General features: G+C 60.4%; 22 protein-coding genes and 1 other RNA gene. 7 read left to right on the forward strand and 16 right to left on the reverse strand.

The annotated features are described in order from the left end of the window. Window positions 1–12: 12 nt before the first annotated feature. A complete protein-coding gene (locus NBG89_RS13140) occupies window positions 13–516 on the reverse strand; it encodes a pyridoxamine 5'-phosphate oxidase family protein (RefSeq protein WP_431320330.1) in 504 nt (167 codons plus the stop codon). 173 nt (window positions 517–689) lie between these two features. Between NBG89_RS13140 and NBG89_RS13145 the strand changes: the two genes are divergently transcribed. Next, the gene (locus NBG89_RS13145; protein ID WP_431320331.1) at window positions 690–1,436 is read left to right on the forward strand and encodes a YebC/PmpR family DNA-binding transcriptional regulator; all 747 of its coding nucleotides are present in this window, start codon (window positions 690–692) and stop codon (window positions 1,434–1,436) included. Window positions 1,437–1,497: 61 nt separating this feature from the next. Here the strand turns inward: NBG89_RS13145 and NBG89_RS13150 are convergent, their stop codons facing one another. Next, entirely contained in the window at window positions 1,498–2,313 is an 816-nt protein-coding gene (locus NBG89_RS13150) for an anti-sigma factor family protein (protein WP_431320332.1), read from the reverse strand. Continuing rightward, on the reverse strand, window positions 2,310–3,050 hold the full coding sequence (locus NBG89_RS13155) for a sigma-70 family RNA polymerase sigma factor (protein ID WP_431320333.1): 741 nt from the start codon (window positions 3,048–3,050) through the stop codon (window positions 2,310–2,312). Before NBG89_RS13155 ends, NBG89_RS13150 begins: the two co-directional genes overlap by 4 nt. Window positions 3,051–3,327: 277 nt before the next feature. Here NBG89_RS13155 and NBG89_RS13160 point away from each other — a divergent pair, with 277 nt between their 5' ends. Both NBG89_RS13160 and NBG89_RS13165 read left to right on the forward strand, forming a co-directional pair. Further along, window positions 3,328–4,302 (forward strand): MBL fold metallo-hydrolase, encoded by a 975-nt coding sequence (locus NBG89_RS13160; protein ID WP_431320334.1) that lies wholly within the window; start codon window positions 3,328–3,330, stop codon window positions 4,300–4,302. A 21-nt stretch (window positions 4,303–4,323) separates the two neighbouring features. After that, entirely contained in the window at window positions 4,324–4,821 is a 498-nt protein-coding gene (locus NBG89_RS13165; RefSeq protein ID WP_431320335.1) for a tetratricopeptide repeat protein, read from the forward strand. A 58-nt stretch (window positions 4,822–4,879) separates the two neighbouring features. Here NBG89_RS13165 and NBG89_RS13170 read toward each other — a convergent pair whose 3' ends face one another. From NBG89_RS13170 to NBG89_RS13205, 8 genes are all read right to left on the reverse strand, one after another. Next, a complete protein-coding gene (locus NBG89_RS13170; protein ID WP_431320336.1) occupies window positions 4,880–5,215 on the reverse strand; it encodes a cytochrome C oxidase subunit IV family protein in 336 nt (111 codons plus the stop codon). Between the two features lie 9 nt (window positions 5,216–5,224). Continuing rightward, window positions 5,225–5,950: a heme-copper oxidase subunit III family protein gene (locus NBG89_RS13175; protein ID WP_431320337.1), complete on the reverse strand. Its 726-nt coding sequence runs from the start codon at window positions 5,948–5,950 to the stop codon at window positions 5,225–5,227. 10 nt (window positions 5,951–5,960) lie between these two features. Beyond that, window positions 5,961–6,671 carry a cytochrome c oxidase subunit 3 gene (locus NBG89_RS13180; RefSeq protein ID WP_431320338.1) on the reverse strand — a complete coding sequence of 237 codons (711 nt, stop codon included), beginning with the start codon at window positions 6,669–6,671 and terminating at the stop codon, window positions 5,961–5,963. Continuing rightward, the gene (ctaD, locus tag NBG89_RS13185; protein ID WP_431320339.1) at window positions 6,668–8,443 is read right to left on the reverse strand and encodes a cytochrome c oxidase subunit I; all 1,776 of its coding nucleotides are present in this window, start codon (window positions 8,441–8,443) and stop codon (window positions 6,668–6,670) included. The genes NBG89_RS13180 and ctaD overlap by 4 nt, the downstream gene beginning before the upstream one ends. A gap of 55 nt (window positions 8,444–8,498) precedes the next feature. Then, complete coding sequence (locus NBG89_RS13190) at window positions 8,499–9,308, reverse strand: cytochrome c oxidase subunit II (RefSeq protein ID WP_431320340.1); 810 nt, start codon at window positions 9,306–9,308, stop codon at window positions 8,499–8,501. Window positions 9,309–9,453: 145 nt separating this feature from the next. Further along, a complete protein-coding gene (locus NBG89_RS13195) occupies window positions 9,454–9,840 on the reverse strand; it encodes a c-type cytochrome (protein WP_431320341.1) in 387 nt (128 codons plus the stop codon). 187 nt (window positions 9,841–10,027) lie between these two features. Next, complete coding sequence (locus tag NBG89_RS13200) at window positions 10,028–11,029, reverse strand: LLM class flavin-dependent oxidoreductase (protein ID WP_431322686.1); 1,002 nt, start codon at window positions 11,027–11,029, stop codon at window positions 10,028–10,030. 123 nt (window positions 11,030–11,152) lie between these two features. Continuing rightward, window positions 11,153–13,462 (reverse strand): methyl-accepting chemotaxis protein, encoded by a 2,310-nt coding sequence (locus tag NBG89_RS13205; RefSeq protein WP_431320342.1) that lies wholly within the window; start codon window positions 13,460–13,462, stop codon window positions 11,153–11,155. Between the two features lie 239 nt (window positions 13,463–13,701). Here NBG89_RS13205 and ruvC point away from each other — a divergent pair, with 239 nt between their 5' ends. The 4 genes from ruvC to NBG89_RS13225 all read left to right on the forward strand — a co-directional run bounded on the left by ruvC (window position 13,702) and on the right by NBG89_RS13225 (window position 16,590). Further along, window positions 13,702–14,214, forward strand: a complete 513-nt coding sequence (gene ruvC, locus NBG89_RS13210) for a crossover junction endodeoxyribonuclease RuvC (protein WP_088693257.1) — start codon at window positions 13,702–13,704, stop codon at window positions 14,212–14,214. Window positions 14,215–14,247: 33 nt separating this feature from the next. Further along, window positions 14,248–14,865, forward strand: a complete 618-nt coding sequence (gene ruvA, locus NBG89_RS13215) for a Holliday junction branch migration protein RuvA (protein ID WP_062371768.1) — start codon at window positions 14,248–14,250, stop codon at window positions 14,863–14,865. Window positions 14,866–14,944: 79 nt separating this feature from the next. Further along, complete coding sequence (gene ruvB / locus NBG89_RS13220) at window positions 14,945–15,988, forward strand: Holliday junction branch migration DNA helicase RuvB (RefSeq protein ID WP_431320343.1); 1,044 nt, start codon at window positions 14,945–14,947, stop codon at window positions 15,986–15,988. 38 nt (window positions 15,989–16,026) lie between these two features. After that, window positions 16,027–16,590, forward strand: coding sequence for a DinB family protein (locus NBG89_RS13225; RefSeq protein WP_431320344.1), 564 nt, complete (start codon window positions 16,027–16,029; stop codon window positions 16,588–16,590). A 22-nt stretch (window positions 16,591–16,612) separates the two neighbouring features. Here the strand turns inward: NBG89_RS13225 and NBG89_RS13230 are convergent, their stop codons facing one another. From NBG89_RS13230 to ssrS, 5 genes are all read right to left on the reverse strand, one after another. Then, entirely contained in the window at window positions 16,613–17,995 is a 1,383-nt protein-coding gene (locus NBG89_RS13230) for a virulence factor family protein (RefSeq protein WP_431320345.1), read from the reverse strand. Continuing rightward, complete coding sequence (gene mprF, locus NBG89_RS13235) at window positions 17,992–20,595, reverse strand: bifunctional lysylphosphatidylglycerol flippase/synthetase MprF (RefSeq protein WP_431320346.1); 2,604 nt, start codon at window positions 20,593–20,595, stop codon at window positions 17,992–17,994. Before mprF ends, NBG89_RS13230 begins: the two co-directional genes overlap by 4 nt. A gap of 242 nt (window positions 20,596–20,837) precedes the next feature. Then, entirely contained in the window at window positions 20,838–22,967 is a 2,130-nt protein-coding gene (locus NBG89_RS13240) for a mechanosensitive ion channel family protein (RefSeq protein ID WP_431322687.1), read from the reverse strand. 109 nt (window positions 22,968–23,076) lie between these two features. Then, window positions 23,077–24,096 (reverse strand): phosphogluconate dehydrogenase (NAD(+)-dependent, decarboxylating), encoded by a 1,020-nt coding sequence (gene gnd, locus NBG89_RS13245; protein ID WP_431320347.1) that lies wholly within the window; start codon window positions 24,094–24,096, stop codon window positions 23,077–23,079. Window positions 24,097–24,224: 128 nt separating this feature from the next. Further along, window positions 24,225–24,383: non-coding RNA, 6S RNA (ssrS, locus tag NBG89_RS13250), on the reverse strand. Window positions 24,384–24,428 lie beyond the last annotated feature (45 nt).

Here is a 24,428-nt window from a genome sequence, read left to right on the forward strand (position 1 = left end):
GGTCAGCTATTCTCAAGCGAACTGCAGGTGCTGCCTGATGCCGACATCGGGCATCTTGTCATCGTCGAGATTGGCTTTGGCAATCTCCCAGCCGAACTTGAGCTTGTTGCTCGTCGAAACCCAGATCTCGGCGTCGTCGACATGCATTGCAAGCATCGTCAGCTTCGGGTCCTTTTTGCCATCTTCGTACCAGGCGGCGACAATGGAGTTCCAATACTCATCGATCTTGGATGAGTCGGGACGCACTTCGATCTTACCGGCAAGGCAGGCGTGATAGTCGTGCTCCTTGCCAACGACGCAGAAATGCGCCCGCGTGCCCGGCTTGATCGCACGCACAATCCCTGCATCGGACTTCGTGTAGAACCAGATCGTGTTGGTCTTCGGGTCGGCATGCGGGGCCATCGGCTGCATATGCATATCCACGCCGTCTATCCCCAACATACCGGCATGAATGTCGTTCACCTGATCCCAGAGTTGGCGTGCCGGATGTTCCCGCGCCTCGTTGAAACTAGCCATGGCACTTCCTTCCGTTTCGAGGGTCCGTACTTTGAAACGTCAACTTTCAAGCTTTGTTCCGCACTTCCGGATACATGAGCAAGAGGCGGAACGAAGCCGTTTTCCCTTGAATGCGGCCGATTTCACTCTTATAAGGCGGCCCATTCCGACAATAGGACGTGAACAGGGGTGCCATGGCTGGCCATTCACAGTTTAAAAACATCATGCATCGCAAGGGCCGTCAGGATGCCGTGCGGTCGAAAATGTTCTCCAAACTCGCGCGCGAAATCACCGTTGCCGCCAAGGCGGGTCTGCCCGATCCTTCGATGAACGCCCGCCTGCGCCTGGCGATCCAGAACGCCAAGGCACAGTCCATGCCGAAGGACAACATCGACCGCGCCATCAAGAAGGCAGCCGGTGCCGACAGCGAGAATTACGATGAGGTCCGCTACGAAGGTTACGGCCCGGGCGGCACGGCGATCATCGTCGAAGCCCTGACCGACAACCGCAACCGTACCGCGTCGAACGTCCGTTCGATCTTTACGAAGGCAGGCGGCGCACTCGGCGAAACCGGCTCGGTTTCCTTCTCCTTCGATCACGTCGGCGAAATCATCTACAAGCTTGCCGCCGGCGATGCAGACAAGGTGATGGAAGCTGCGATCGAGGCCGGTGCCGACGACGTCGAAACCGATGAAGAAGGCCACTACATCACGACCGCCTTCGAATCTCTCGGTGAAGTCGCCAAGGCCCTCGAAGGCTCGCTTGGCGAAGCCGAGACCGTCAAGGCCGTCTGGCGTGCACAGAACAACGTGCCGGTCGACGAGGAGAAGGCGCTGTCGCTGATGAAGCTCATCGACAGCCTGGAAGACGATGACGACGTCCAGAACGTCTACTCCAATTTCGAAGTGGACGAAGAGGTTCTGGCCAAGCTTTCGGCCTGATGCCTGCAAAGGAAGTATCGTGTTAGGCGTCGGCCGGATCGCTCCTGCCGGCGTTTTCGTTTCAGGGACGCTCCTTTTCGGGCGCCAAGCCGGCTTGCGCGGTGAAATTCTTGCGGAATACGGCAAGATCTTCGGCACTGGCATCGGATATCGCCCAGAAAACCAGTCCGCCATTCGACCATTCGCTGATATTGTATCCCTCGCGTTCCGCGCTGCCCTGTGTCGTCAGCGCACCCGGCCATATGAACAGATTGATCACGTGGCCGCGGAGCCGGTAGATAAGCGCCGCGACGACCCTTCCGCCGATGTAATCGACCCTGCCCCCGATCAGGGGGAACCCCTGCACCGCCAGATCGACGACCGGCGGCGAGAAGTCGACCTTGCCGTTGAACCAGGGCTTGACTGTGTGCCGATCCGAGGTCTGCACATCAGCCAGATGATCGGCAAGCAATGAGTGGACATGGCTGGCAACGATCTGATCTTCGATATCTACCCCACGCGGCAGATTGACGAAAAGGAAGACGCTCGCTGCCAGCGCCGCAAGCGACGGCACAAGACTCCATTGTCGGATGAATGGGAAAATCTGCGCCCAGATGCCGTCTTCAGCCGCAACCAACTTCTCCGAGTTCGCGGCATTCTCCAGCGACAGGCTGCCAAGAACTCGCGAACGCACCTCTTCCGGCATCCGCCATTTGACCCCGCCTTCGCCGATGACCTCCCGCATCGCGGTCACCCTTTCCAGCGCGGCGCTGCATGAGGCGCAGCCGGCAAGATGCGCCTCGAATTGCGCCGAATGGATCGAATCGAGCTCGCCATCGACGAAACCATGCAGCATGTCGCTCCACTCGGGGCAGCCTTTTTGGCTTTCATCGCTCATGGCGCGCCACCCCCGCCCTTCTCCATGGTCATCCAGGCCTTGCCGAACTCCTCCCGCGCCCGTGCAAGCCTGGACATGACGGTGCCGATCGGTGCGTCGATGACTTCGGCGATCTGCCGGTAGGAAAGGCCTTCGAGCTCCCGCAGCACCAACACCTCCCGCATCGGATCGGAAAGATCGCTGATGACCTGCCGGACGCGTTCCGACTCGCTCTTACGGATGACGGACGTTTCCGGCGTGTCATCGTCGGATGCAATCTGGTAAGTCGCGGAATCCGCTTCGCCGGCCCAGGCGTCCTCGGCCATCGGCACCTCGAAACGGGCCTTCTGGCGGTCGTCGAGCAGCCAGGCGCGGTAGCAGTTCCTGACGATCGAAAATATCCAGGCGCGCGGATCACCACCACGATAGCTCTTGAAGTTCCGATAGGCGCGCAGGAAAGCTTCCTGGACGATATCGCCCGCGGCATCGGCATCGCGGCTGAGGAAACGAGCAAAATTATAGGCGTCGTCAAGCTGCGGGAGGATGGTTTTCTGAAAGCGTTGCATTGTATCGGCAGGCGTGCGCGCCACCGCCGCATCCAGCAGCTGCCGCGTCATCTCCAACGACATACCAATCATGGCGGACAGGGCTTTCAGAAAAGGTAACGTTCGCGCGGCACGGGCGATCACCCAACCACCGCCCCATGCTGGGCGCCGGCTCTCGAATGAACGGAAATCCGCGATCTCAGCCTCTGTCATCGTCTTCCTCGGGGTTCGGCCGACCGCATCGGATCGCTCGCATGCCTCAAGATAGATCGCTCCGGTCGTCATTTTATTCCGTCGCGCCGCCGTTTTTTTGCAGGCAACGTCCACGGAAAGCGTGTATCCAAAAAATCTCCCATCCGTTTCAGCGACTTATGGCGATCTCTCCGTATACCGGGAATAACCGGGGGAGGCCTCCGATCTTGTCTGATAGCGGCCGCACCCATTGCCCTGCCGCCGCCAGCGCACACAACGCGACAAGAGGAGACTTGCGATGTTTACCATGACACGCCGTACCGTTCTTGGCACCGCCACCGCGGGCGCGGCTTTCGGCCTTGCTTCGAAACTGGAATTCGTTTGGCAGGCCTTTGCCGAAACGGCCGACGAGCCGACCGTCGGTTTTTACAGATATAGGGTCGGATCGGTCGAGGTCACCGCCATCTATGACGGCATCTGGCGAAAACCGCACGACCCGGCCTTCATCAAGAATGCCTCCATCGAAGACACCAAGGAGGCTCTCGCCAAGGCCGGCCTGCCGACCGGGTTCATGCCGATCCCGCTCACCGTTGTCGTCCTCAGAATGGGCGACCGGCTGATCATGATGGATGCCGGATCGGGTGTCGGCCAGTGGCAGGCGAATGCCACGCACCTACCCGCCAACATGGCGGCGGCAGGCATCGACTACAGGAAGATCAACACGATCATGATCTCGCACTTCCATCCCGACCACGTCTGGGGCCTGATGGAGAAAGGCACCAATGCGGCCGTCTTTACCGATGCCGAACTGATCGTCAACGCAACGGAGTATAACTGGTGGACGGAACCAGGCCGCGTCGAAAAGCTTGCCGAAAGCAGGAAGGCCGCCGGCCAGCGCATCGCAAACGTGTTCCCGAAATGGCAGAACTGGAAACTCGTCGAGGACGGCGCCGAGGTAGCGCCCGGCATCCGCATCTTGTCGGCGCCGGGACATACGCCCGGTCACTCCGCCTATCTGGTGGACGGCGGAAACGAACAGCTGATGGTGTCCGCCGACATCATGTATGTGCCCGCCCTGCTCGCCCCGCACCCGGAATGGCAGGGGGCCTACGACCAGGACGGGCCGATGGCGATCGACACACGCCGCAAGCTCATCGACCGTGTCATTACAGACAGGATCGCGATCTGCGGCTCGCATTTTCCATTTCCGGGCTCCGGCACCTTCGTCAAGGACGGTAACGCTTACGGCTTCACGCCCACTATCCAGGCCTGAGAGGCTGAGGAGGCTATCGCCATGAAAAGACATATCGCCAACTTCGCCGTTCTCGGCGTCATGGGCTTGTACGCACTCTCCGCCGCTGGTTCCGCGATCTCTGCACTGACCGCCGCTCCGGCCTTCGCCATCGACAATATCGAATCCACCAATGCGCCAGATTTGACGCAGGCGCGCGCCAAGATCGCTGCGGGGGACTATCAGGGGGCGCGAGACGAGCTTCGCGGCCTTGCGGAGAATACGCAGCAGGCAGACGTCTATAATCTGCTTGGCTTCACTCTGCGCAAGACCGGCGACTACAGGACCTCGCTGACCTATTACACCAAGGCGCTGGAGCTCGAGCCCGATCACAAGGCGGCCCGGGAATATCTGGGCGAGCTTTACGTCGAGACCGGCGATATGGCCAAGGCAAACGAGCAGCTCGCACGGCTGACGACGCTTTGCCCGAACGGCTGCGAGGAGCGCGACGATCTCGCCAAGGCGATCGCTGTAAAGACGGCGCGGAAGGCAGGTAACTGATGATCAAAGGGAGCAGGCAGAATACCTCCTGCTCCCCTAGACAAAGCAGGAGGCCATGTCAGGAACCGGCCCCACCGAGGAAGGCAAGTCGGGTGAAGATCGTGTAGTGCGACTCGGATGCCATCATCGCCACGAAAATGACAACGAGCAGCGGCGGGAGCAATATCGCGTAGACGAGCGCCAGCCGCTCCCACGCCATATGCATGAAGATCGCAACGATCAGCCCGGCTTTCAGCATCATGAAGACAATGATGAGCGTCCAGCGCAGGTAGCCCTGAATGCCGAGATAATCGACGAGATAGGAGAAGGTGCTGAGGACGAACAGTAATCCCCAAACTACGAGATAGAGCCGGATCGGATGCTGTTGGCCGGAATGCGCTTGTGCCTGTGCCATATTGCGACCTCACCACAGATAGAAGAAGGCGAAGATGAAAACCCAGACGAGGTCGACGAAGTGCCAATAGAGGCCCATGATCTCGACGATCTCATAGTTGCCCTTGCGGCTCGTGAAGAAGCCGCGCCGACCGGTATCGAAGTCCCCGCGCCATACCTTGCGCGCCGTAATCAAAAGGAAGATCACGCCAAAGGTTACGTGCGTCCCGTGAAAACCGGTGATCATGAAGAAGGATGATCCGAACTGCGCCGCACCCCACGGATTTTCCCAGGGACGCACGCCTTCGGTGATGAGCTTCGTCCACTCGAACGCCTGCATCCCGACGAAGGTGGCACCGAGCGCGGCGGTGAGAAGCATCAAGGCAGCCGTCTTACCGCGCTCGCGGCGATAACCAAAGTTAACGGCCATGGCCATCGTGCCGCTGCTGCTGATCAGAATGAAGGTCATGATCGCGATCAGGATCAGTGGGATCTCCTGTCCGCCGATATTGAGCGCAAAGACCTCGCTCGGATTGGGCCATGGAACCGGCGTCGACATACGGGCTGTCATGTAGGCCAGCAGGAAGCAGCCGAAGATGAAGGTGTCGCTGAGGAGGAAGATCCACATCATGGCCTTGCCCCAGGAGACATTCTTGAACGCCCGCTGGTCCGAGGCAAAGTCGGCCGCCACTCCACGCAGACCGGCGGGCGGCCCCATGGTTACGTCGTCAGTTTCCATTCGGGTCAATTCAGCCATCGTCCACCCCTTAAGAAACGAGTTGACGGCAGAGGTCGACGAAGTCGTTTGCCCAGCCGGCGAAGAGCGCGAAGAGAAGCAGCCAGACGACGAGCATGAAGTGCCAGTAGGTGGCGCAGAGTTCGATGCCGAGGCGCAGCCTGGCGGACGGAACAGGGCCGCCCGCGAGCAATCTCACCCGGGTTCGCGTCAGCACCACCAGCCCGCCGAGAATGTGGAGGCCATGCAGCCCGGTCAGCATGTAAAAGAAGCTGTTTGCCGGGTTATCGGCGAGCACATACCCGGCTGCAACGAGCTGCAGCCAGGCGACGATCTGCCCCGAAAGAAACAGCACCGCGGTCGCTAGTGCCGCGTCGAGCCCCTGTCGCACACCATCATCCGCACCGCGCCGCGCTTGAACCACAGACCACTGAAGCGCCGCACAGCTGGCAATCAGGACCGCCGTGTTCGCCCAAAGAAGGCGGGGAATGGGAATCGCCCACCAATCGGCGCCTCCCATCCGCGACAGATACGCGCTGGCCAACAGCGAAAAGAGCGCGCCAACCACGGCGAGGAAAATGCCGAGGCCGATCTTGGCAGCGGGGATCGGCGGTTTCGCCTGCCCCTCGATGTCATCAAGGGTGCCGACCTCCATCCACGGCTTCGACATCAGCCTTTGCCCGGACATCCACCAGATGACGATCGCAGCTATTCCCGCGAGAAAGACGAGAACCACACTCATCCCGGCGCCCTCGACAATCCGGCCATTGACGGTTGGTTCTGGGGTATGAAGTCTTCGGGAGCGCCAGGTACGCTGTAGTCATAGGCCCAGCGATAGACGACGGGGAGGTCCTTGCCCCAATTGCCATGGGTAGGCGGCGTCTGAGGCGTCTGCCATTCGAGGGTCGTCGCCCGCCACGGATTGCCGCCGGCCAGGCGACCATGGAACAGGCTCCAGACGACATTGAACAGGAACACCAGTTGCGCCGCGCCGACGACAAGCGCTGCCACCGAAATGAACATGTTCAGAGTATGCACCGACGGCGGAATGAAAACCGTGTCGCCAAGCTCGAAGTAGCGGCGCGGCACGCCAACCAGTCCCACGTAGTGCATGGGGAAGAAGATCGCGTAGGCGCCGACAAACGTAATCCAGAAATGGATCCGTCCGAGAACTTCGTCGAGCATGCGCCCGGTAACCTTCGGGTACCAGTGATAAATTGCGCCGAAGACCACCATAATGGGCGCCACACCCATGACCATGTGGAAGTGCGCAACCACGAACATCGTATCGGACAGCGGCACATCCACCACGACATTGCCGAGGAAGAGCCCGGTCAGCCCACCATTGACGAAGGTCACGATGAAACCGATGGCAAACAACATCGGCAAGGTCAGGTGGATATCACCCCGCCACAGCGTCAATACCCAATTATAGACCTTGATCGCCGTCGGCACGGCGATGATCAATGTTGTCGTGGCGAAGAAGAACCCGAAGTTCGGGTTCATGCCGCTGACATACATGTGGTGTGCCCAAACGACGAAGCTCAGCGCCCCGATGATCACGATCGCCCAGACCATCATGCGGTAGCCGAAGATATTCTTGCGTGCATGGGTGCTGATGAGATCGGAGACGATGCCGAATGCCGGAAGCGCGACGATGTAGACTTCCGGATGGCCGAAGAACCAGAAGAGATGCTGAAACAGGATCGGGCTACCGCCATCGGATTTCAGCTGTTCCCCCATTTCGACAATCGCAGGCATGAAGAAGCTCGTGCCGAGCAGCCTGTCGAACAACAGCATGACGGCTGCGACGAAAAGTGCCGGGAAAGCAAGCAATGCCATGACGGTCGCGGTGAAAATGCCCCAGACGGTCAACGGCATCCGCATCAGCGTCATGCCCCGTGCCCGTCCCTGCAAGACGGTGACGACATAGTTCAATCCACCCATCGTGAAGCCGATGATGAAGATGATCAGCGAAGACAGCATCAGGATGATGCCCCAGTCGCGCCCGCCCGGCGTGCCTGATGTCAATGCCTGCGGCGGGTAGAGCGTCCAGCCGGCACCCGTCGGTCCGCCTGGTGCGAAAAAGCCCGAGACAAGCACGATGACGGCGAGCAAATAGAGCCAGTAGCTCAGCATGTTCGCGTAGGGGAACACCATGTCGCGCGCGCCGACCATCAGCGGAATGAGGTAATTGCCGAAGCCGCCGAGGAAGAGCGCGGTCAGCAGATAGATCACCATGATCATCCCGTGCATGGTGATGAACTGATAGTAGTGATCGGCGTCGATAAAGGAAAAATAGCCGGGGAAGCCAAGCTGCAGGCGTATCAGCCACGACAGGACCAGTGCCACGAAGCCGATCGCGAACGCCGTCATGGAATATTGGATGGCAATGACCTTGGCATCCTGGCTGAAGACGTATTTTGTCCACCAGCTCTTGGGATGATAGAGTTCGACATCCGCCACTTCGGCAGGCGGGATAACGTCGCCGGCACTGGTTGGAATATCAACCATCGCATGCCTTCCTTCCTCCTCCCATCACGGCCGCTCCCCCGGCCGTAACGCCGGCCTACTTGGCCGGTTCAACTGCTGCCATCAGCTGCGAGAACGTCTGTTGCTGTGAAAGCCACGCCTGATAGGCGTCTGCCTCATCGACCACGACTGTTCCTCGCATCTGTGGATGTCCAACACCGCAGAGCTCAGCGCACAGCACTTCGAACGTGCCCGTGCGTGTCGGCGTGAACCAGAAATAGGTGACCGAACCGGGGATCATGTCCATCTTCGCCCGGAACTCCGGAACGTAGAAATCATGCAGCACATCGACCGAGCGCAGGTGAACACGGACCGGCTTGCCGACCGGCAAATGCAGTTCACCGCCTGAAATGATGATATCGTCGAGTCCTGCCGGATCGTTCCTGATCACGCCGAGCGGATTGTCGGCTGTCACCGCGCGATTGTCCGCCCTGCCGAGCTTGCCATCGGCGCCCGGCAACCGGAAATTCCACAACCACTGCTGCCCGACGACCTCGATTTCGCCGGCATCTGAGGGAACCGTCACGAACTGGTGCCACACAACGAGACCAGGCGCGAGCATCGCACCCACACCGAGGGCGGTGCTGCCCGCAAGCCACCATTCGAGGCGCTTGTTCTCCGGCTCATAAGCCGCCCTGCTGCCGGGACGATGACGGAAGCGATAAATGCAATAGGCCAGGAACGAAATCACCGCGACGAAGACAGTGCCGGTGATCCAAAACGTGATGATGATGGTGTGGTCGATATAGGTCCAGTTCGAAGCGATCGGCGTCCACCACCACGGACTGAACAGGTGGAATGCCACCGAGCCGACAACGACCAAAACGAGAACCAGCACGACAACCATGCGTTCCTCCCAAGCGCTCTACGGCTGCAGAAATTACCCGCAATCCGTTGGCACTTACGTTAGGACTATCTCACAAACAAAGCGTCACGGCAATGGCACGAACTCGATCTCACCGGACGGTCAGCGAGGCTTTAATAAACTGATTTCATTTCGAGAATTGCTTGAGATAAGCGATCAAATTGGTGATATCGCCGTCGTCCTTCAGCCCGACGAACACCATCTTCGTACCCTTAACCTTCAACTTTGGGTCGTGAAGATAATCGCGCAAAGTCGCTTCGTCCCAGACCAATCCAGCCGCGCCCGCCGCCTTCATCGCCGGCGAATACGCAAAGTCCGGATGCGTGCCGGCTGTTCGGCCGAACACGTGGTTCAGCGACGGTCCGACCTTGTTCTTGTCGGTATCGGCAATGTGACAGACGGCACACTTCTTGAATACGGTTTCCCCGGCCGCAACATCGCCCTCTTGGGCAACGACAGCCGAGGTGGGAAGACAGATCAGTGAAATCAAAACAGCAAGACCACGGTAGTGCATAGCAAGCCTCATCCTCCAAAGGTTGCTCGAAACCGGCCGCGCGCGATTTGCGGCGTGCGCCGTCCATCACACTCGTATCGCGCAACGCCGCCAAAACGACATGCGTGATCAAGCAACCTATGGCTCGGCTGCATTAAGTCAATTCGCACAAACGGCTATGGGGCCTCATGCCCCGGGGCTCGCGGCATTAGGCCGCGGCGCGGAGGAAGTTCCCAAGCCCCGCAAGAAGCTCGACCGATTTCAATCTCGCTTCGATATCGTGGATCGGCATGGAGATGATGACCTCGTCCGCTTCCGTCTCGGCCAGGAACTCCGTGAGTTTTGCTTCGGCCGTCTTCTGTGAACCGACGACGGCATAGCGCAAGGTATGCGCCACCGTCAGTTTTTCCATTGGTGACCAGAAGCTCTCCATATCCTCGACCGGCCGAGGAAACTGACCGCGCACATTGCGGCGCAGATTGACGAATTGCTGCTGGGCAGAGGTGAAATTATACTGTGCCTCCTCGTCCGTCGCGGCGACGGACCCCATGACGCCGACCATGACATAGGGCTTGTCGAGCACGGCGGATGGCTTGAAGCGGCTGCGATAGATGTCGATGGCATCGAGCAATGAATCCGGCGCGAAATGGGAGGCGAAGGCATAGGGCAGCCCCAGCATCGCAGCGAGCTGGGCGCTATAAAGACTGGAGCCAAGCAGCCAGATCGGCACGTTGGCATTCATGCCGGGTACCGCGAGGATCGCCTGGTTCTCAACCGGCGCGCCAAGCAGCTGCTGCAATTCGACCACGTCATTCGGAAAGCTCTGTGCCCCGGCATCCAAATTGCGCCGCAGCGCCTGTGCCGTCCGCATGTCGGTGCCCGGCGCCCGGCCAAGACCGAGATCGACCCGCCCCGGAAACAATGCTTCCAGTGTTCCGAACTGTTCGGCAATGACCAGCGGCGAATGGTTCGGCAGCATGATGCCGCCCGAGCCTATACGGATGCGCTTGGTCGCCGCACCGATATGGCCGATCACCACAGCGGTCGCTGCGCTGGCAATCCCCGGCATGCCATGATGTTCCGCCAGCCAGAAGCGGTTGTACCCGAATTTTTCGGCCTTCTGCGCCATGCGCGCCGAACTCTCGAGCGAGTGGCGGATCGTGCCGCCCTCTGGAACAGGAGAAAGATCGAGAATGGAGAAGGGAACCATGGCGAAGCCTGTCGGTGGTTGGAAGGACAGGTTTATGTAGGTGTGAGCTCCGCCCATTCCAAACGAGCCAGAAAAGAAAAAGGGCCGGTCTCCCGGCCCTTCGTTCATCGTTTGGTCGCTTGCTCAAGCTCGACGGCGCAGGACGTGCACTTCGGCACTCCGATGCTCCTGTGTCAGCGTGAAGTTCGCCAGCTGTCGGTCCATTTCCACGGCTTCGGTGGCAAGCCGGTGGATGGCCGCGGTGGTTTCCTCGACCATGGCCGCGTTCTGCTGTGTCATCGCATCGAGTTCGGAAACGGCCGAGTTGATCTGGCGCAGCGTGTCCGCCTCCTCGCGGGTGGTTTCCATGATCTCGGTGATCTGGCCGTTAATGGCCTCGACGTGGCTGCCGATCCCGGTCAGCGCATCGCCGGCGCGCTCGACAAGTGAGACACCCATTTCGACCTCATGCGTGGACTTCTGCAGCAGGCTCGCGATCTCCTTTGCGGCGCTCGATGAACGCTGCGCCAGTTCACGCACTTCCATGGCGACGACGGCAAAGCCCTTGCCGGATTCGCCGGCGCGCGCTGCCTCGACGCCGGCATTGAGCGCCAGCAGGTTGGTCTGGAAGGCAATCGAGTCGATGACGGTAATGATCGAGTTGATCTGGCGAGATGATGCCTGGATCGCTTCCATTGCAGCAATCGTCTCGCGCATGATCTGGCTGGAGCCTGTCGTGTCACGCTTGGCGTCGCGGGCGATGCGCTCTGCATGTTCTGCGCGCTCGATCTGAAGACGAATCGACTGGGTGATCGCATCGATCGCATTTGCAGTCTCGGTGATCGAAGCGGCCTGACGCTCGGTGCGACTGGCAAGCTCGTCGGCACCAGTGCGCATTTCCTCGGAACCTGCACGCACTGCCATGGAGTTGCCGCCGATCGCCGTCATCGTTTCGCTGAGAGCCGCAAGCGCTTCGTTGAAGTTGATGCGAAGGCCTTCGAGTTCGCTCGGGAAATGGGTCTCGATCTGATAGCCAAGATCGCCATTGGCCAGATGATGCAGACCCTCGTCGATCGCCTGAACGACCTCCTGCAGGGTCCGGGCCTCCGCCTCGCGCTCGGCCATATGCTGCTGGCGATCCCGTTCCGCGCGCGCCCGCGTTTCGTTGCTGGCGGCTTCCAGCTCGCGGCTTTCGACCAGCGACTGCTTGAACCGTGCCAATGCCTTGGCCATCGTGCCGATTTCGTCACCGCGGTTCTGGCTGCCGATCTCGACCTCCAGCTTGCCATCGGCAACATCGCGGGTAACGCCGGCAAGACGGGCAAGCGGCGAGAAAAGCAGCTTGGTGATTGCCCAGGTTGCCGCTGCCATGACGATTAGAACGCCAAGCGCAATCATCGTCAGCAGGGTGGCGATTTCGAGAGAACCAGCATTGAGCTCGCTCATTCGCACGCTTTCCACGACGAGGAAGCGGGAGCCCTGGTAGTCGATGCCACGGACATAGGCTCGCGCCATGCCATCGGCGCGATCGAAGTCGTCGACCGTCATGCCCCTTGCCGACAGCGCGTCCTTTACGAAGGTGAAAGGCGCGGTATCGAGCGTGACGAGCTGGCCGCTCGCGTTCACGCCGATCGCCGAGCCGTCATCCGAGATAATTGCCGCCTGCGCCGTGCTGCCGGCCACAATACCCTTGGCGAGAATGCTGGTGATCATGTTGTCGCGCACCTTGAAGAGCATCACGCCCTTCGCCGCACCCAGCTTGACGATCGGCACGGCGTAGAAGATTGCCGACTTGCCGCTTGCGGCATCGACGCGAAGACCGGAAAAGCCCGTCGGTGCGGAATCGTCCGTCGCCTTGGCCGTGTTTGCGATCGCCTTGGCGAAGGCGAGACCGGCGCCGGTCGACTTCCACGCGTCGGCCTTCAGGTTTTCGGCGAAATCGTCGTTCTTCTTGTAAGAGTAGAGGACGTTACCGTCGAGATCGGCAATCAGCAGATCGCTGAAGGCGGTGTTCTCGAGGTCACGGGCAACCTCGCTCTGCGTTGTCTCATGGTTGGAATAGTAGAAGCCGCTTGGCGCCTGCGGCTTCATTAGCTTCTCGCGCTGGTCGGCCGGGTTCGGATTGTTGGTGATGAACACCTTCTTCAATTCGGCGCGCGCATCGCCTGACGTCTTCTCGATTGTCTTCCAGCCACTTTTCAGGCTCGTGATCGACATCTGCAGCGCTTCGATGCGCGCGATCGAATTCGCCTGGTTTTCCAGCTGCTCAAGCTGATCCTGCAGCATGTCGCCGCGGAAGATCAGGACGCTCGCCTTCGCCTTGAGCGCCTGCTCGCCGGAAATGCGGCTGCTGGCGAAGTAGGCGAGGACATTGATGACCGCGATTGACAGTGCGGTCAGCAGGATGAATGTGGCAATGACCTTGAAGGACAGGGACTGAAATCTCTGAACCATGAACGATGAACCCTTCCGGAACGGCTCATACCGGCAGAACGGGAACGCCCTGCCGGCTGACCTGTAAACAGAACACGGGAGCCTTGCCTTCGCGGGAAGGGAGCTCCTCTCACATTTTATCGGTCAAAAGTCGGCTACGGAGCTTAAATTGCCGTAAACAGCCTCCCTGAAAACAAGGAATGTTTTTGTTTTGTTCACTTATCGATGGCAGTTATTTTGCGAGTGCAATAGGGTGGACCATGCAAAATACGATTCGCATCATCGGCGTTGACCCGGGCCTGCGCCGCACCGGCTGGGGAATTATCGACACGCTCGGCAATTCCTTGCGCTTCGTCGCATCAGGCACGGTAACCTCGGACGGCGACATGGACCTGGCCTCGCGCCTCTGCCAGTTGCATGACGGTCTGGCGGATGTCGTCCATAGCTACAAGCCGGATGAGGCCGCTGTCGAACAGACCTTCGTCAACAAGGATGCCGTTGCAACCCTGAAGCTCGGCCAGGCCCGTGGTATTGCCATGCTCGTCCCTGCCCGTGCCGGATTGCCGGTCGCAGAATACGCGCCGAACGCGGTCAAGAAGGCGGTCATTGGAGTCGGCCACGGCGAGAAGCAGCAAATCCACATGATGCTGAAAATCCTGATGCCGAAGGTCGAATTCAAAGGCAATGACGCCGCCGACGCGCTGGCGATCGCCATCTGCCATGCGCACAACCGCGGCAGCAACCGAATGCGGCAGGCAGCGCTTGCCGGCTAATCTTCACTGACAACCACCGAACGGACCATTTGCATGATCGGCAAGCTCAAAGGCACCATCGAAGAAATCGGCGACGACTATGTCCTCGTCGATGTCCACGGCGTCTGCTACGTCGCCTTCTGCTCGGCGCGCACCCTGTCTCGCCTCGGCTCGGTGGGCGAAGCCTGTGTGCTCTTCATCGAAACCTATGTTCGCGAAGACCAGTTGAAACTCTTTGGGTTCATGACCGCGCTCGAAAGGGAATGGTTCATCCTCCTGCAGAGTGTTCAGGGCGTCGGCGCGAAGGTGGCTCTCGCAGTCCTTTCAACACTGCCTCCGAGCGAACTGGCGAACGCCATCGCACTGCAGGATCGCACGGCGGTCGCCCGCGCTCAGGGCGTTGGCCCCAAGGTTGCCGTGCGCATCGTCACCGAACTCAAGAACAAGGCGCCGGCCTTTGCCGGAGAAGCGTCGGGCACCATCGGCCTCAAGCAGGAACTCGGCGAAGGTGTTGCCGCAGCCCCGGTCGCCGACGCGGTATCCGCGCTGACGAACCTCGGCTATTCCCGCGACCAAGCGGCCAATGCCGTTGCCGCCGCAATGAAGACTGCCGGTGAAGGCGCTGACAGCGCCAAGCTCATCCGCCTCGGGTTGAAGGAACTGGCTCGCTGATCCAATTGCCCGAGCGGGTGCCAAAAGCCTCTGGCTTGGTGTATTGGTCACGAGCGTTTGAAGATTGGGAAATGCCAGCATGAGTGAAGCCGCGCGCCTGATATCGGCAGAGAAACGAGGTGAAGACCTGGATGTGACGCTGCGGCCGCAAGCGCTGGACGAGTTCACCGGCCAGGCGGAAGCGCGCGCAAACCTGAAGGTTTTCATCGAGGCGGCGAAGAACCGCGGCGAGGCGCTCGACCATGTCCTTTTCGTTGGCCCACCTGGCCTCGGCAAGACCACGCTGGCGCAGATCATGGCGAAGGAACTCGGCGTCAATTTCCGTTCGACATCAGGCCCGGTCATCGCCAAGGCCGGCGATCTCGCCGCCCTGTTGACCAATCTCGAAGAGCGCGACGTCCTCTTCATCGATGAAATCCATCGGCTCAATCCCGCCGTCGAGGAAATCCTCTACCCTGCGATGGAGGACTTCCAGCTCGACCTCATCATCGGCGAAGGCCCAGCCGCACGCTCGGTCAAGATCGACCTGTCGAAGTTCACGCTTGTTGCCGCAACGACGCGCCTTGGCCTTCTGACCACGCCGCTGCGCGACCGTTTCGGCATTCCCGTCCGTCTGAGTTTCTACACCGTCGAGGAATTGGAACTGATCGTTCGTCGCGGCGCGCGCCTGATGAACCTTCCCATGACCGATGAGGGTGCCCGAGAGATCGCCCGACGCGCCCGCGGCACGCCGCGTATAGCTGGCCGCCTGCTGCGCCGCGTGCGCGATTTCGCCGAAGTGGCCAAGGCCGAAGCCGTCACCCGCGAGATTGCCGATGAAGCGCTGACCCGCCTGCTCGTCGACAATATGGGCCTCGACCAGCTCGACAAGCGTTATCTCAACATGATCGCGGTCAATTTCGGCGGCGGCCCCGTCGGTATCGAGACCATCGCCGCAGGGCTCTCCGAACCGCGCGATGCGATCGAGGACATTATCGAGCCCTATATGATCCAGCAGGGCTTCATCCAGCGGACGCCGCGCGGCCGCGTCCTGACCGCAACGGCCTGGAAGCATCTCGGGATGCAGCCCCCCAAGGATCTCGAGGCCGCACAGTTTCGTTTGTTTCAGGAAGACGACGACTGACGCTTGCGGGTAACACCGTCAAGGAAGGGAGTTATCTGATGCCGACGTTCGACCCTTGCAGGACCGCCCGCAAACTCGCATACAACAATGCGCTTGCGAACCACCGGCTCCATGAAGCTTGCGGCCGGCTGATGCCGGGAGAGTTCGAGGCTGTTCGGGTAAGCTTCTTTCCGTCGATCAAGGCAACGCTCAACCACATTCTGACGGTCGACTGGTTTTACGTCGATGCGCTGGAAGGCGGCACGCTCGGGCCCGCCGCCTGGGACATAGAGGAGCCGTTCGACGACATCGCTACGCTTGCTGCAGAGCAGGCCAAAGTCGATCGTCGGTTGGTGGCACTGTGCGAAGCCGCCACCCCGGAAAAATTGGCGTCAACGACCGAGATCCATCGTGCGGAGCGCATCCAGCACGAGCGGATGGAAGACGTCTTGAACCATCTGTTCCAGCATCAGACACACCATCGCGGCCAGGTTCACGCGATGCTGGCGGGAACGGGCGTGCCGCCGCCACAGCTCGACGAATTCATCGTCGCAGACGACAGTCGCTTCCGGAGCGGCGATATCGCCGCTCTCGGCTGGAGTGAAGACTATCTGATGCGCTAACCTCTGACGGAACGATGCGCTCCTAGTCCTGCAGTCGCGCCTTCAGCCCGTCGATGATCGTCTTGCTCAGGAGCTCATAGTTTTCATCGAAGTGGTGGTCCCCGGCAAGGGCGATCACATCGACACCGCTGTCCTTGAGATCAGGACAAGCGACTTCGTCGTCATCTTCTTTCCCGTAGATGCACTGGACGATTTTCGGATCGACCTTCTTCAGGTCATCAACGGGATCGCCACCGGCACCCTCGGTCTTCTGGCCCAACCAGCCCATGACGGAGATCTGGTAATCGACCTCATGCGAGAGAGAAAGGAGCGACATTTGCGCAACGGCTCCCTTGGCAGCCGGTTTCAGCCGAGAAAAGGCGGCGGGCACGACATCGGCGCCGAAGGAATAGCCGATGAGCAATACGTGCTTCACCTTCCACTGCTTGCGATAGAGCTCGATGATCTTGCCGAGATCGTCCGCAGTCTGCTGCGGCTCCCGTTCCGACCAGAAATAATGCAGCGAGTCGATGCCGACGACAGGGACACCCTGTTTCTGCAACGCCGCACCGACCTCCTTGTCGATGTCACGCCAGCCGCCATCGCCGGAATAAATGATCGCCATCGTGTCGAAGGCCGGCTTGGCATCCAGAATGGTGAGCGGCAAGCCGAGCGGATTGTCAGCACTGCCGGAGGCGTCGATAAGGTCGGAGAGTGTGTCGCCGAGCGTCGTTTGGGCATCGTCCTCGGAGTCGCGGATATCGATGGCGGAATGCTGTTTCTTGAGTTCCTCGACATGCGCGCGGCCGTCTTTGTTGGCGGAGGCCGTGAACGATGCGATGATCGGGTCCGGCAGCGATGTGTCGCTGAGCCCGTAGATCATGCGATCGCCGACCGTCTGCTTCTTCGCCGGCGTGCACAGTTCCTTGGTAAGCGGAATGCCGGCAACGGGATCGATCGCCAGCGTCTGGCTGATCGTCGCATCCGGGGTCTGCGCAGCAATCGCCAATGCTAGCGCGCCGCCCTCGCCGACACCGGCGACAATCGGTAGATGATATGCACTGTTGCCAGCCGCGCGCTGGACCTGCTGGCTCAGCGATTCAATATCGGACACCATGTAGATACAGCCGTCGTTCTGGCTGACGTCATAGTTTCTGAGTGCATTCTTATAGGACGGGAAGTCGACACCGATGACGACGGCTCCCTGATCGACGAGCCGGCCTGCCTCCGCCTTCTCGCTGTCGCCCCAGCCGGCGCCATCCGATATCAGCACGACAGCCCCCTTCACGTCTCCTTCGGGCAGGAAGATGTGCGGTGACGGGATAAGCCCGGTCTCAAAGCTCTGTGTCGTCTCGGTCGCCGCCATTGCCGCCGGAACGGACAGTGACAGGGCGCAGACGGCCGCAAGAAGGTGTCTTTTCATCATTTCCTCACTACCCCTCTCAATCCGCCGCCGATCAGGAATGTTGCGTCCATCAGAGCAAGCATCGGATTGCCTCCACCCGAAACCGCAAGATATCGCGGATGCCATTGCGGATGGAACTTTGATTTGAAGGCCCTGAGGCCTTTGAAATTATAAAATCGCTCGCCATGCTCGAAGACGGTGCTGCCGATACGATCCCATACCGGCGCCATCTCGCGCTTCGACATGCCCGAGAGCGGCGCCATGCCGAGATTGAAATGCGAGAAGCCTTGGTCGCGCAGATATTCCATGATCTGGACGAAAAGGAAGTCCATCGACCCCTTTGGGGCATCCGGCGAGAAACGCATCAAGTCGATGGTCCCCTCGTCCTTCGCGGCCGTTATCAACATGTTGGCGAAGGCGACAATCTTGCCTTCACGCTTCAGGATGCCAACCGGCTGGGCAACGATATAGTCAGGATCGAACGCGCCGAGCGAGAAGCCCTTCTCCTTGGCATTATGGTCCTCGAGCCAGGCATTTGAAACCGCGGCAAGCTCATCCATCGCGGCGGGAACGTCTTCCGGAGCGATAACCTCGAATTCAAGGCCGTCACGCTGGGCGCGGCTCGCGGTTTGCCGCAGGTTTGCCCACTTGCCGCCCTTCATTTCGAACGTCTTGAGATCGGCGACAGCAAGTTCACCCAGTTTGAATGCCCTCAACCCCGCATCGGCACAGTGGGAAAGGAGCGCCGGCGAGATCTGATAAAAGACCGCGCGGCAGCCAGCAGCGCGGGCCGACTCCACGAAGCGCCACACCAGCTCTGGAATGGCGCTGCGCTCACCGATCGGATCGAAGAGGGCGATCCATGAGCGCCCCTGCCTTCCATACATGATGAAGGCGTCACCCTTCTCGGAGAACATGATGCTCTTGTCGCCCATCCGCACAAGATTGGCGTCGGCATAGCGCTGCTTCTCGACGATATTGACCGCCCGCTCCAACGCATCTGTTGACGCCGGCTCCGGTTTGACTGCCACCGGACGAAGCAGGCTGAAGATCGCAATCGCCGAGGAAATGATGGAGATGCCAAGCACGGCGCGAAGACCACGCGGCGCTTCGCCGGCGAATTCGAACTGCCACCAGAGCTCTCTGCTGTACTCCACGTCGCGATATACGAAGAGCAAGATCACGATCGCACCGACGCAGATGACGGCTATCGCCATCAGCCACGAGGCTGTCAGCGTCTGGTTGAGAAGGGAAGCATGTCTGCGGAACAACCGGCGGCTAACGAAGAGGCCGAAAATCAGGAAGCCCAGGAAACATGCCTCGACCAGCGCGATCGCCTTCAGCAGCGACAAGGTCAGCGCCGCCGCGGCAGACAGGATCGACACCCACCAGGCACCGTCGAGCTTCTGGCCTAGGCCGCGCGCGGCAACGACCAACGCGAGTCCAAGCAGGCTCGATAGGAAGTGCGCGCCTTCGACAATCGGCAGCGGCAGGTAGTTCGCGAGAAACTCGAGGTTCTGGTCCGGCGTCGGCGTCACGCTCGAAAAGACAAGCATGACGCCGAGAAGCAGCGACAGCGTCGAGAGCAACTGCGGCATCAACCGGATGCCGATCCGCCGGATGCCCGACGCAACCGGGTGATCAGCGAACCGGCGAAGCTCGGTCGCCGATACGGCAAGGACGGCGATCAGCAGCGGCAGAACGTGGTAGATCAGGCGATAGAGCACCAGCGAGCCAAGCACCGCATCGATGTTCACCGCACTGCCAAGCGAAGCGATAATTACGGTCTCGAACACGCCGAGACCGGCCGGCACGTGGCTCAGGACACCAAGACCAACAGCGATCGCATAGACCGCCAGGAATACCGGCCAGCTGATCGCCGCCTGCGGCAGCAGGACGTAGAGGACCGTCGCCGAAGCGGCGATGTCGAAGGCGGTCACCAGGAACTGCCGCGACCATGTGCGCGAGTCCGGCAGACGGATTTCGACCGGACCCAGGTTGATCGCGCGCTCGTCCCGCCCCATGAACATGATGACGCCCAGGCCGGCGATGACCGCACCGGCCAACAGCCGCAGGGTAACGCTGCCAACATCAATCAACGGCGCAATCTCATCGGCAATGATCAGGAGCGCGATTGCCGCGACACCTGCAAGCCCGAGTCCGAACGACAGCGTCACGAAGGCAATGACCCGGCCAATCTCCTCGGGCGTCAAGCCGAGCCGTGAATAGGCGCGATAACGAATTGCCCCGCCGCTGAGCGCACCGAAGCCGGCTGTGTTGCCAACGGCATAGGCGCTGAAGGCAGTCAGCGCCACCTGCGGAAACGGCAGCTTGCGGCCGACATATTCGATGGCGTTGACGTCATAGAAAACAAGGGCCAGGAAGCTCAGGCCCGTAAAGACCAGCGCCAGCAGGATTGAGCTGACCTTTGTATCCGCCAGCGCCTGCACAACGTCGTCGTAACGCACTTCGTTGGTGAGCTGCACGATCGCAAAGCCGACAAGACAGAAGAGCGCGAGCGTCGCCAATGCCGTCAGGAGCGCGCGATAGCGTCTGAACAATCCACGCACCGAAGTTTCCTCGGCCTCTTCTATTTCTTCCAACTTGCCGTGTCCCGACATCTCGTACCGTCGCAATATTCCAGTTTGGTGGGAATCATGTTCGAAACACGTAACACGCGCGGCACGCAAGCTCTATGAATGCGTAGCCTGCCCACCCCTGACCCGCCGTTGTCGCCTGCTTCATCCCCAATTGGGGCAAATTTGGCGCAGGGCACACCTACGCACATTGCAATTTCGTAACGTTAGCAGCGTTGGGGGGCGGCGGCGGCAGGACTGCACGAGGGACAGCAAGCACTCGGACGCTATGCCGCAGGCTCATCCGAGCTCGGGCGTTGCGAGAGTTGGCGGGCGGCAGCGGCACGCGCTTCAGCCTCGTGCCCTTCGCTCGAAACCTGAACCGTCGGGACAGCGAACTCGATGCCGTTCTCCTTGAAGGCGTTACGGATCATCGCCAGCGCATTGCGCCGGATGACGAACTGTTCGCCGGGCTTGGTCATCATTGCCAGCCGGATGACAATTGCGAACTCGCCGAACTGCTCGACGCCCTTCATCTTCAGCGTTTCGATGATATGCGGACTGTAGTCGGGATTATCAAGCAACTGCTGTCCGATCTGCTTGATCACCTTCTTCGCCTTCACGAGGTCAGTATCGTAGGTCACATTCAGCGTGATCTTGTCGATGGTCCAGTCGCGGTTGAGGTTCTTGACCGCGCCGAGTTCGCCGAACGGCACTGTCGTCAGAGGCCCGCGATGGTGCCGTAGCCGGACGGAGCGCAAGCTGAACGCCTCAACCACGCCCTTGTGGCTGCCGCTCTCGATATATTCGCCGACGCGAAAGGCATCGTCCCAGAGATAGAACATGCCGCTGATGACGTCCTTCACGATGGTCTGCGCTCCGAAGCCGACGGCAACGCCGACCACACCGGCGCCTGCGATCAGAGGCCCGATCTCCACCCCCAGGCCCGACAGCACCATCAGGACAGCAATAACCGCGATAACAACGGCGAGAATATTGCGGAAGATCGGCAACAGGGTCTGCAGGCGGGCACGGCTGGCTTTTTCCTCGTCGGTCATTGCGCCTTCGATCCGAGAGTCGTCGAGCTTGCCATTGATGTAAGCGCGCGCCAGGTGCCACAACAGATCGGCAGCGAGCAAGATGACGATGCCGCCGATCGCGCCACGAGCAATGCGGTCGATCATGGTCTCTCCCGCCGCCATGCGGTCTGCCACGAGCCCGATCATACGTCCGAACCAGAAGGCAGCGGCTGTGATGATGAGCGCGCGAACGCCGCGATCGAGCAGCACGGTCGCGATCCGGCGCCCGGCGAGAAAGCCTGCCTCCGCCTGATGCAAGGAGCGAACGGCCAGCGTTGCGACGGAAAGTGCGCGCGGCAGGAGCACGGCATAGATCCCAAGCCACAGCAGCAGATTGAAGCCGGAAACCCAAAGAATCCAAAGCACAGCGAAATAGAGCGTCAGTCCCCAGGAAACGGTGACGCTACGATGCTCGCTCTCCTCGACGGGGCGGTGCCAGACCGCCTCCACCGCGATAGCAAACAGCCCGATACCAAGAATATAGCCGACGAAGTAGCGCGCGCCTTCGGAAAAGCCGAGCGGCACCATCAGTTGGATCGCCGCCCATCCGAATGCGAAGTAGATCGCGAAGGTCGCGCAGCGGCGGAACCAGAAAAGGGCCCGCGCTCGTGAAATCTGGCGCTCGCCATCCGCGCGCTGCAAGGTGGCAATGGCGACCAGGAGCCGCCCCAGCGCAACGGTAAAACGAGCAACGATGAGCGCGATCGCGATGGCGATGGCCATGGATCGTGTGATCGGTGGCCAGTTGAAAGCAAGCAGGGGCACCAGTGTCGCCATGGAAAAGACGATTGCCGGAACAATGCGATAAAGCAGGTTTGCCGTCGCGTGATGGGCAACGGTGACGACCTCGTCGTCAGTCCGTCGGATTCGCGGTTTCGGCACGAGGAGACGAAACAGCAGCTCGACAACCGCTCCGGTCAGGAAAAGTGCAATGACTTTCGTCGTTATCAGCACCCAACCGCTTGGCGCGACCTCGCGTTCTACGATGCCGGAAGCGGACTCGACTTCACCCGGAAGCTCCATCGCGGCATCGGAGACCATCTCGACATGGCGGCGGGCATGATCGACGAGCTCGGAGAGGGCCGACATTTCGCCAGCCTCTGCCTGCGTGGCAGCCGGCGCGGCTTTCATTTGCGTCGCCATCCACTCTTTCACCTGCGGCGTTTGCATCAGCTCGAGCATCTGCCGAACTTCTGCCGGCGGTTGAGCCGCCGCGGTCGTGGGCGTGGGAGGCGGTGACGGCGGGTTGGTGGTCTGAGCGGCGGCACCCCAGGCAACGGCAAGGGCGAACGTCATCGATATCAGCAGTTGCATCATGCCACGCGCGCCCATTGCCAGACCCGTCATCCCTTTCCCCCCTGCGATCTGTCGACAATATATCGCGCTGTACAAAAGGAAAGCCCGCACAGCGCGCTGCGCGGGCTTGGAAAACGAAAGGCTTTGCAGCTTAGTCCTTCGGCTTCTCAACGTGACCGCCGAAGCCTGCGCGCATGGCCGAGAGCACCTTATTGGCGAACTCATCCTTGTCGCGCGACGCGAAGCGGCCATGAAGCGCCGCACTCAGCACCGGCGTCGGCACACTTTCATCGATCGCCGCCATGATCGTCCACCGGCCTTCGCCGGAGTCGGAAACGCGGCCGGCATACTTGGTGAGGACCGGATCGGCGTGCAGCGCGTCGGCCGTTAGATCGAGCAGCCAGGAGGTGATAACGCTGCCGCGGCGCCATACTTCGGCAATATCAGGCAGGTTGAGGTCGTAACGATAGTATTCAGGGTGCGCCAAAGGTGCGGTTTCGGCGTCGACCTCGTGCGTGGCCGCACCGACGTTGGCATGCTTCAGAATGTTCAACCCTTCGGCATAGGCCGCCATCAGGCCGTACTCGATGCCGTTGTGCACCATCTTGACGAAATGGCCTGCGCCGTGGGGACCGCAATGAAGATAGCCCTGCTCCGCCGTGCTTTCCGGATGCGCGCTGCGACCCGCGGAAGGAGCGACATCTCCCTGCCCCGGTGCCAGCGATGCAAAAATCGGCGACAGCGACTGAACGACCCCTTTCTCACCACCGATCATCAGGCAATAGCCGCGCTCCAGGCCGAAGACGCCGCCGCTGGTGCCGACGTCGACATAGTGGATGCCTTTGGTGATGAGTTCCGCGCCGCGCCTGATGTCGTCGTGGTAGTAGGAGTTGCCACCGTCAATGATGATGTCGTCGTCGTGCAGCAACGGCAGAAGCTGGGCAATAACCTTATCGGTGATGGCCGCCGGCAACATCAGCCAGACGGCGCGCGGCCGCGACAGCTTCGAGACGAACTCCTCGAGAGAGGCGCTGCCAACCGCCCCTTTGCCAACGAGATCGGCAACGCTTTCCGGCTTGGCGTCGTAGACGACGCATTCATGGCCACCGCGCATCAATCGCTGGACCATGTAGTTGCCCATGCGGCCCAAACCCACCATGCCAAGCTGCATCTGAAATCTCCTGGAAATTAAATCGATATAATTCCGGAAACTAGCATTCGCATTGCTGCAAGCAAGTGAAGTGTGCGTCACATCTGCATTGCACCAGCAGCACAGCATGAAAGTGGATAGAAAGGAAAGTGCGATCCACGACAACCGATGGATGTTTACGATCCTGGGCGCCTACAAACGTAGGTGGGCACCGTGTGTCCAGGCCCACGAGCCTGGTCAGGGACAGCTCCCTTTGGATCGAGTATGGCCCCAGGGATTGTGGTTCCTGTCGAGAGGCGCAGACCGCACTCCGCTATATAAGGCTGATTTCAGCGACACGCCAGAGGGCTGGC

It is taken from the genome of Rhizobium sp. YTU87027, assembly GCF_050644135.1.
Taxonomy (GTDB): Bacteria; Pseudomonadota; Alphaproteobacteria; order Rhizobiales; family Rhizobiaceae; genus Rhizobium.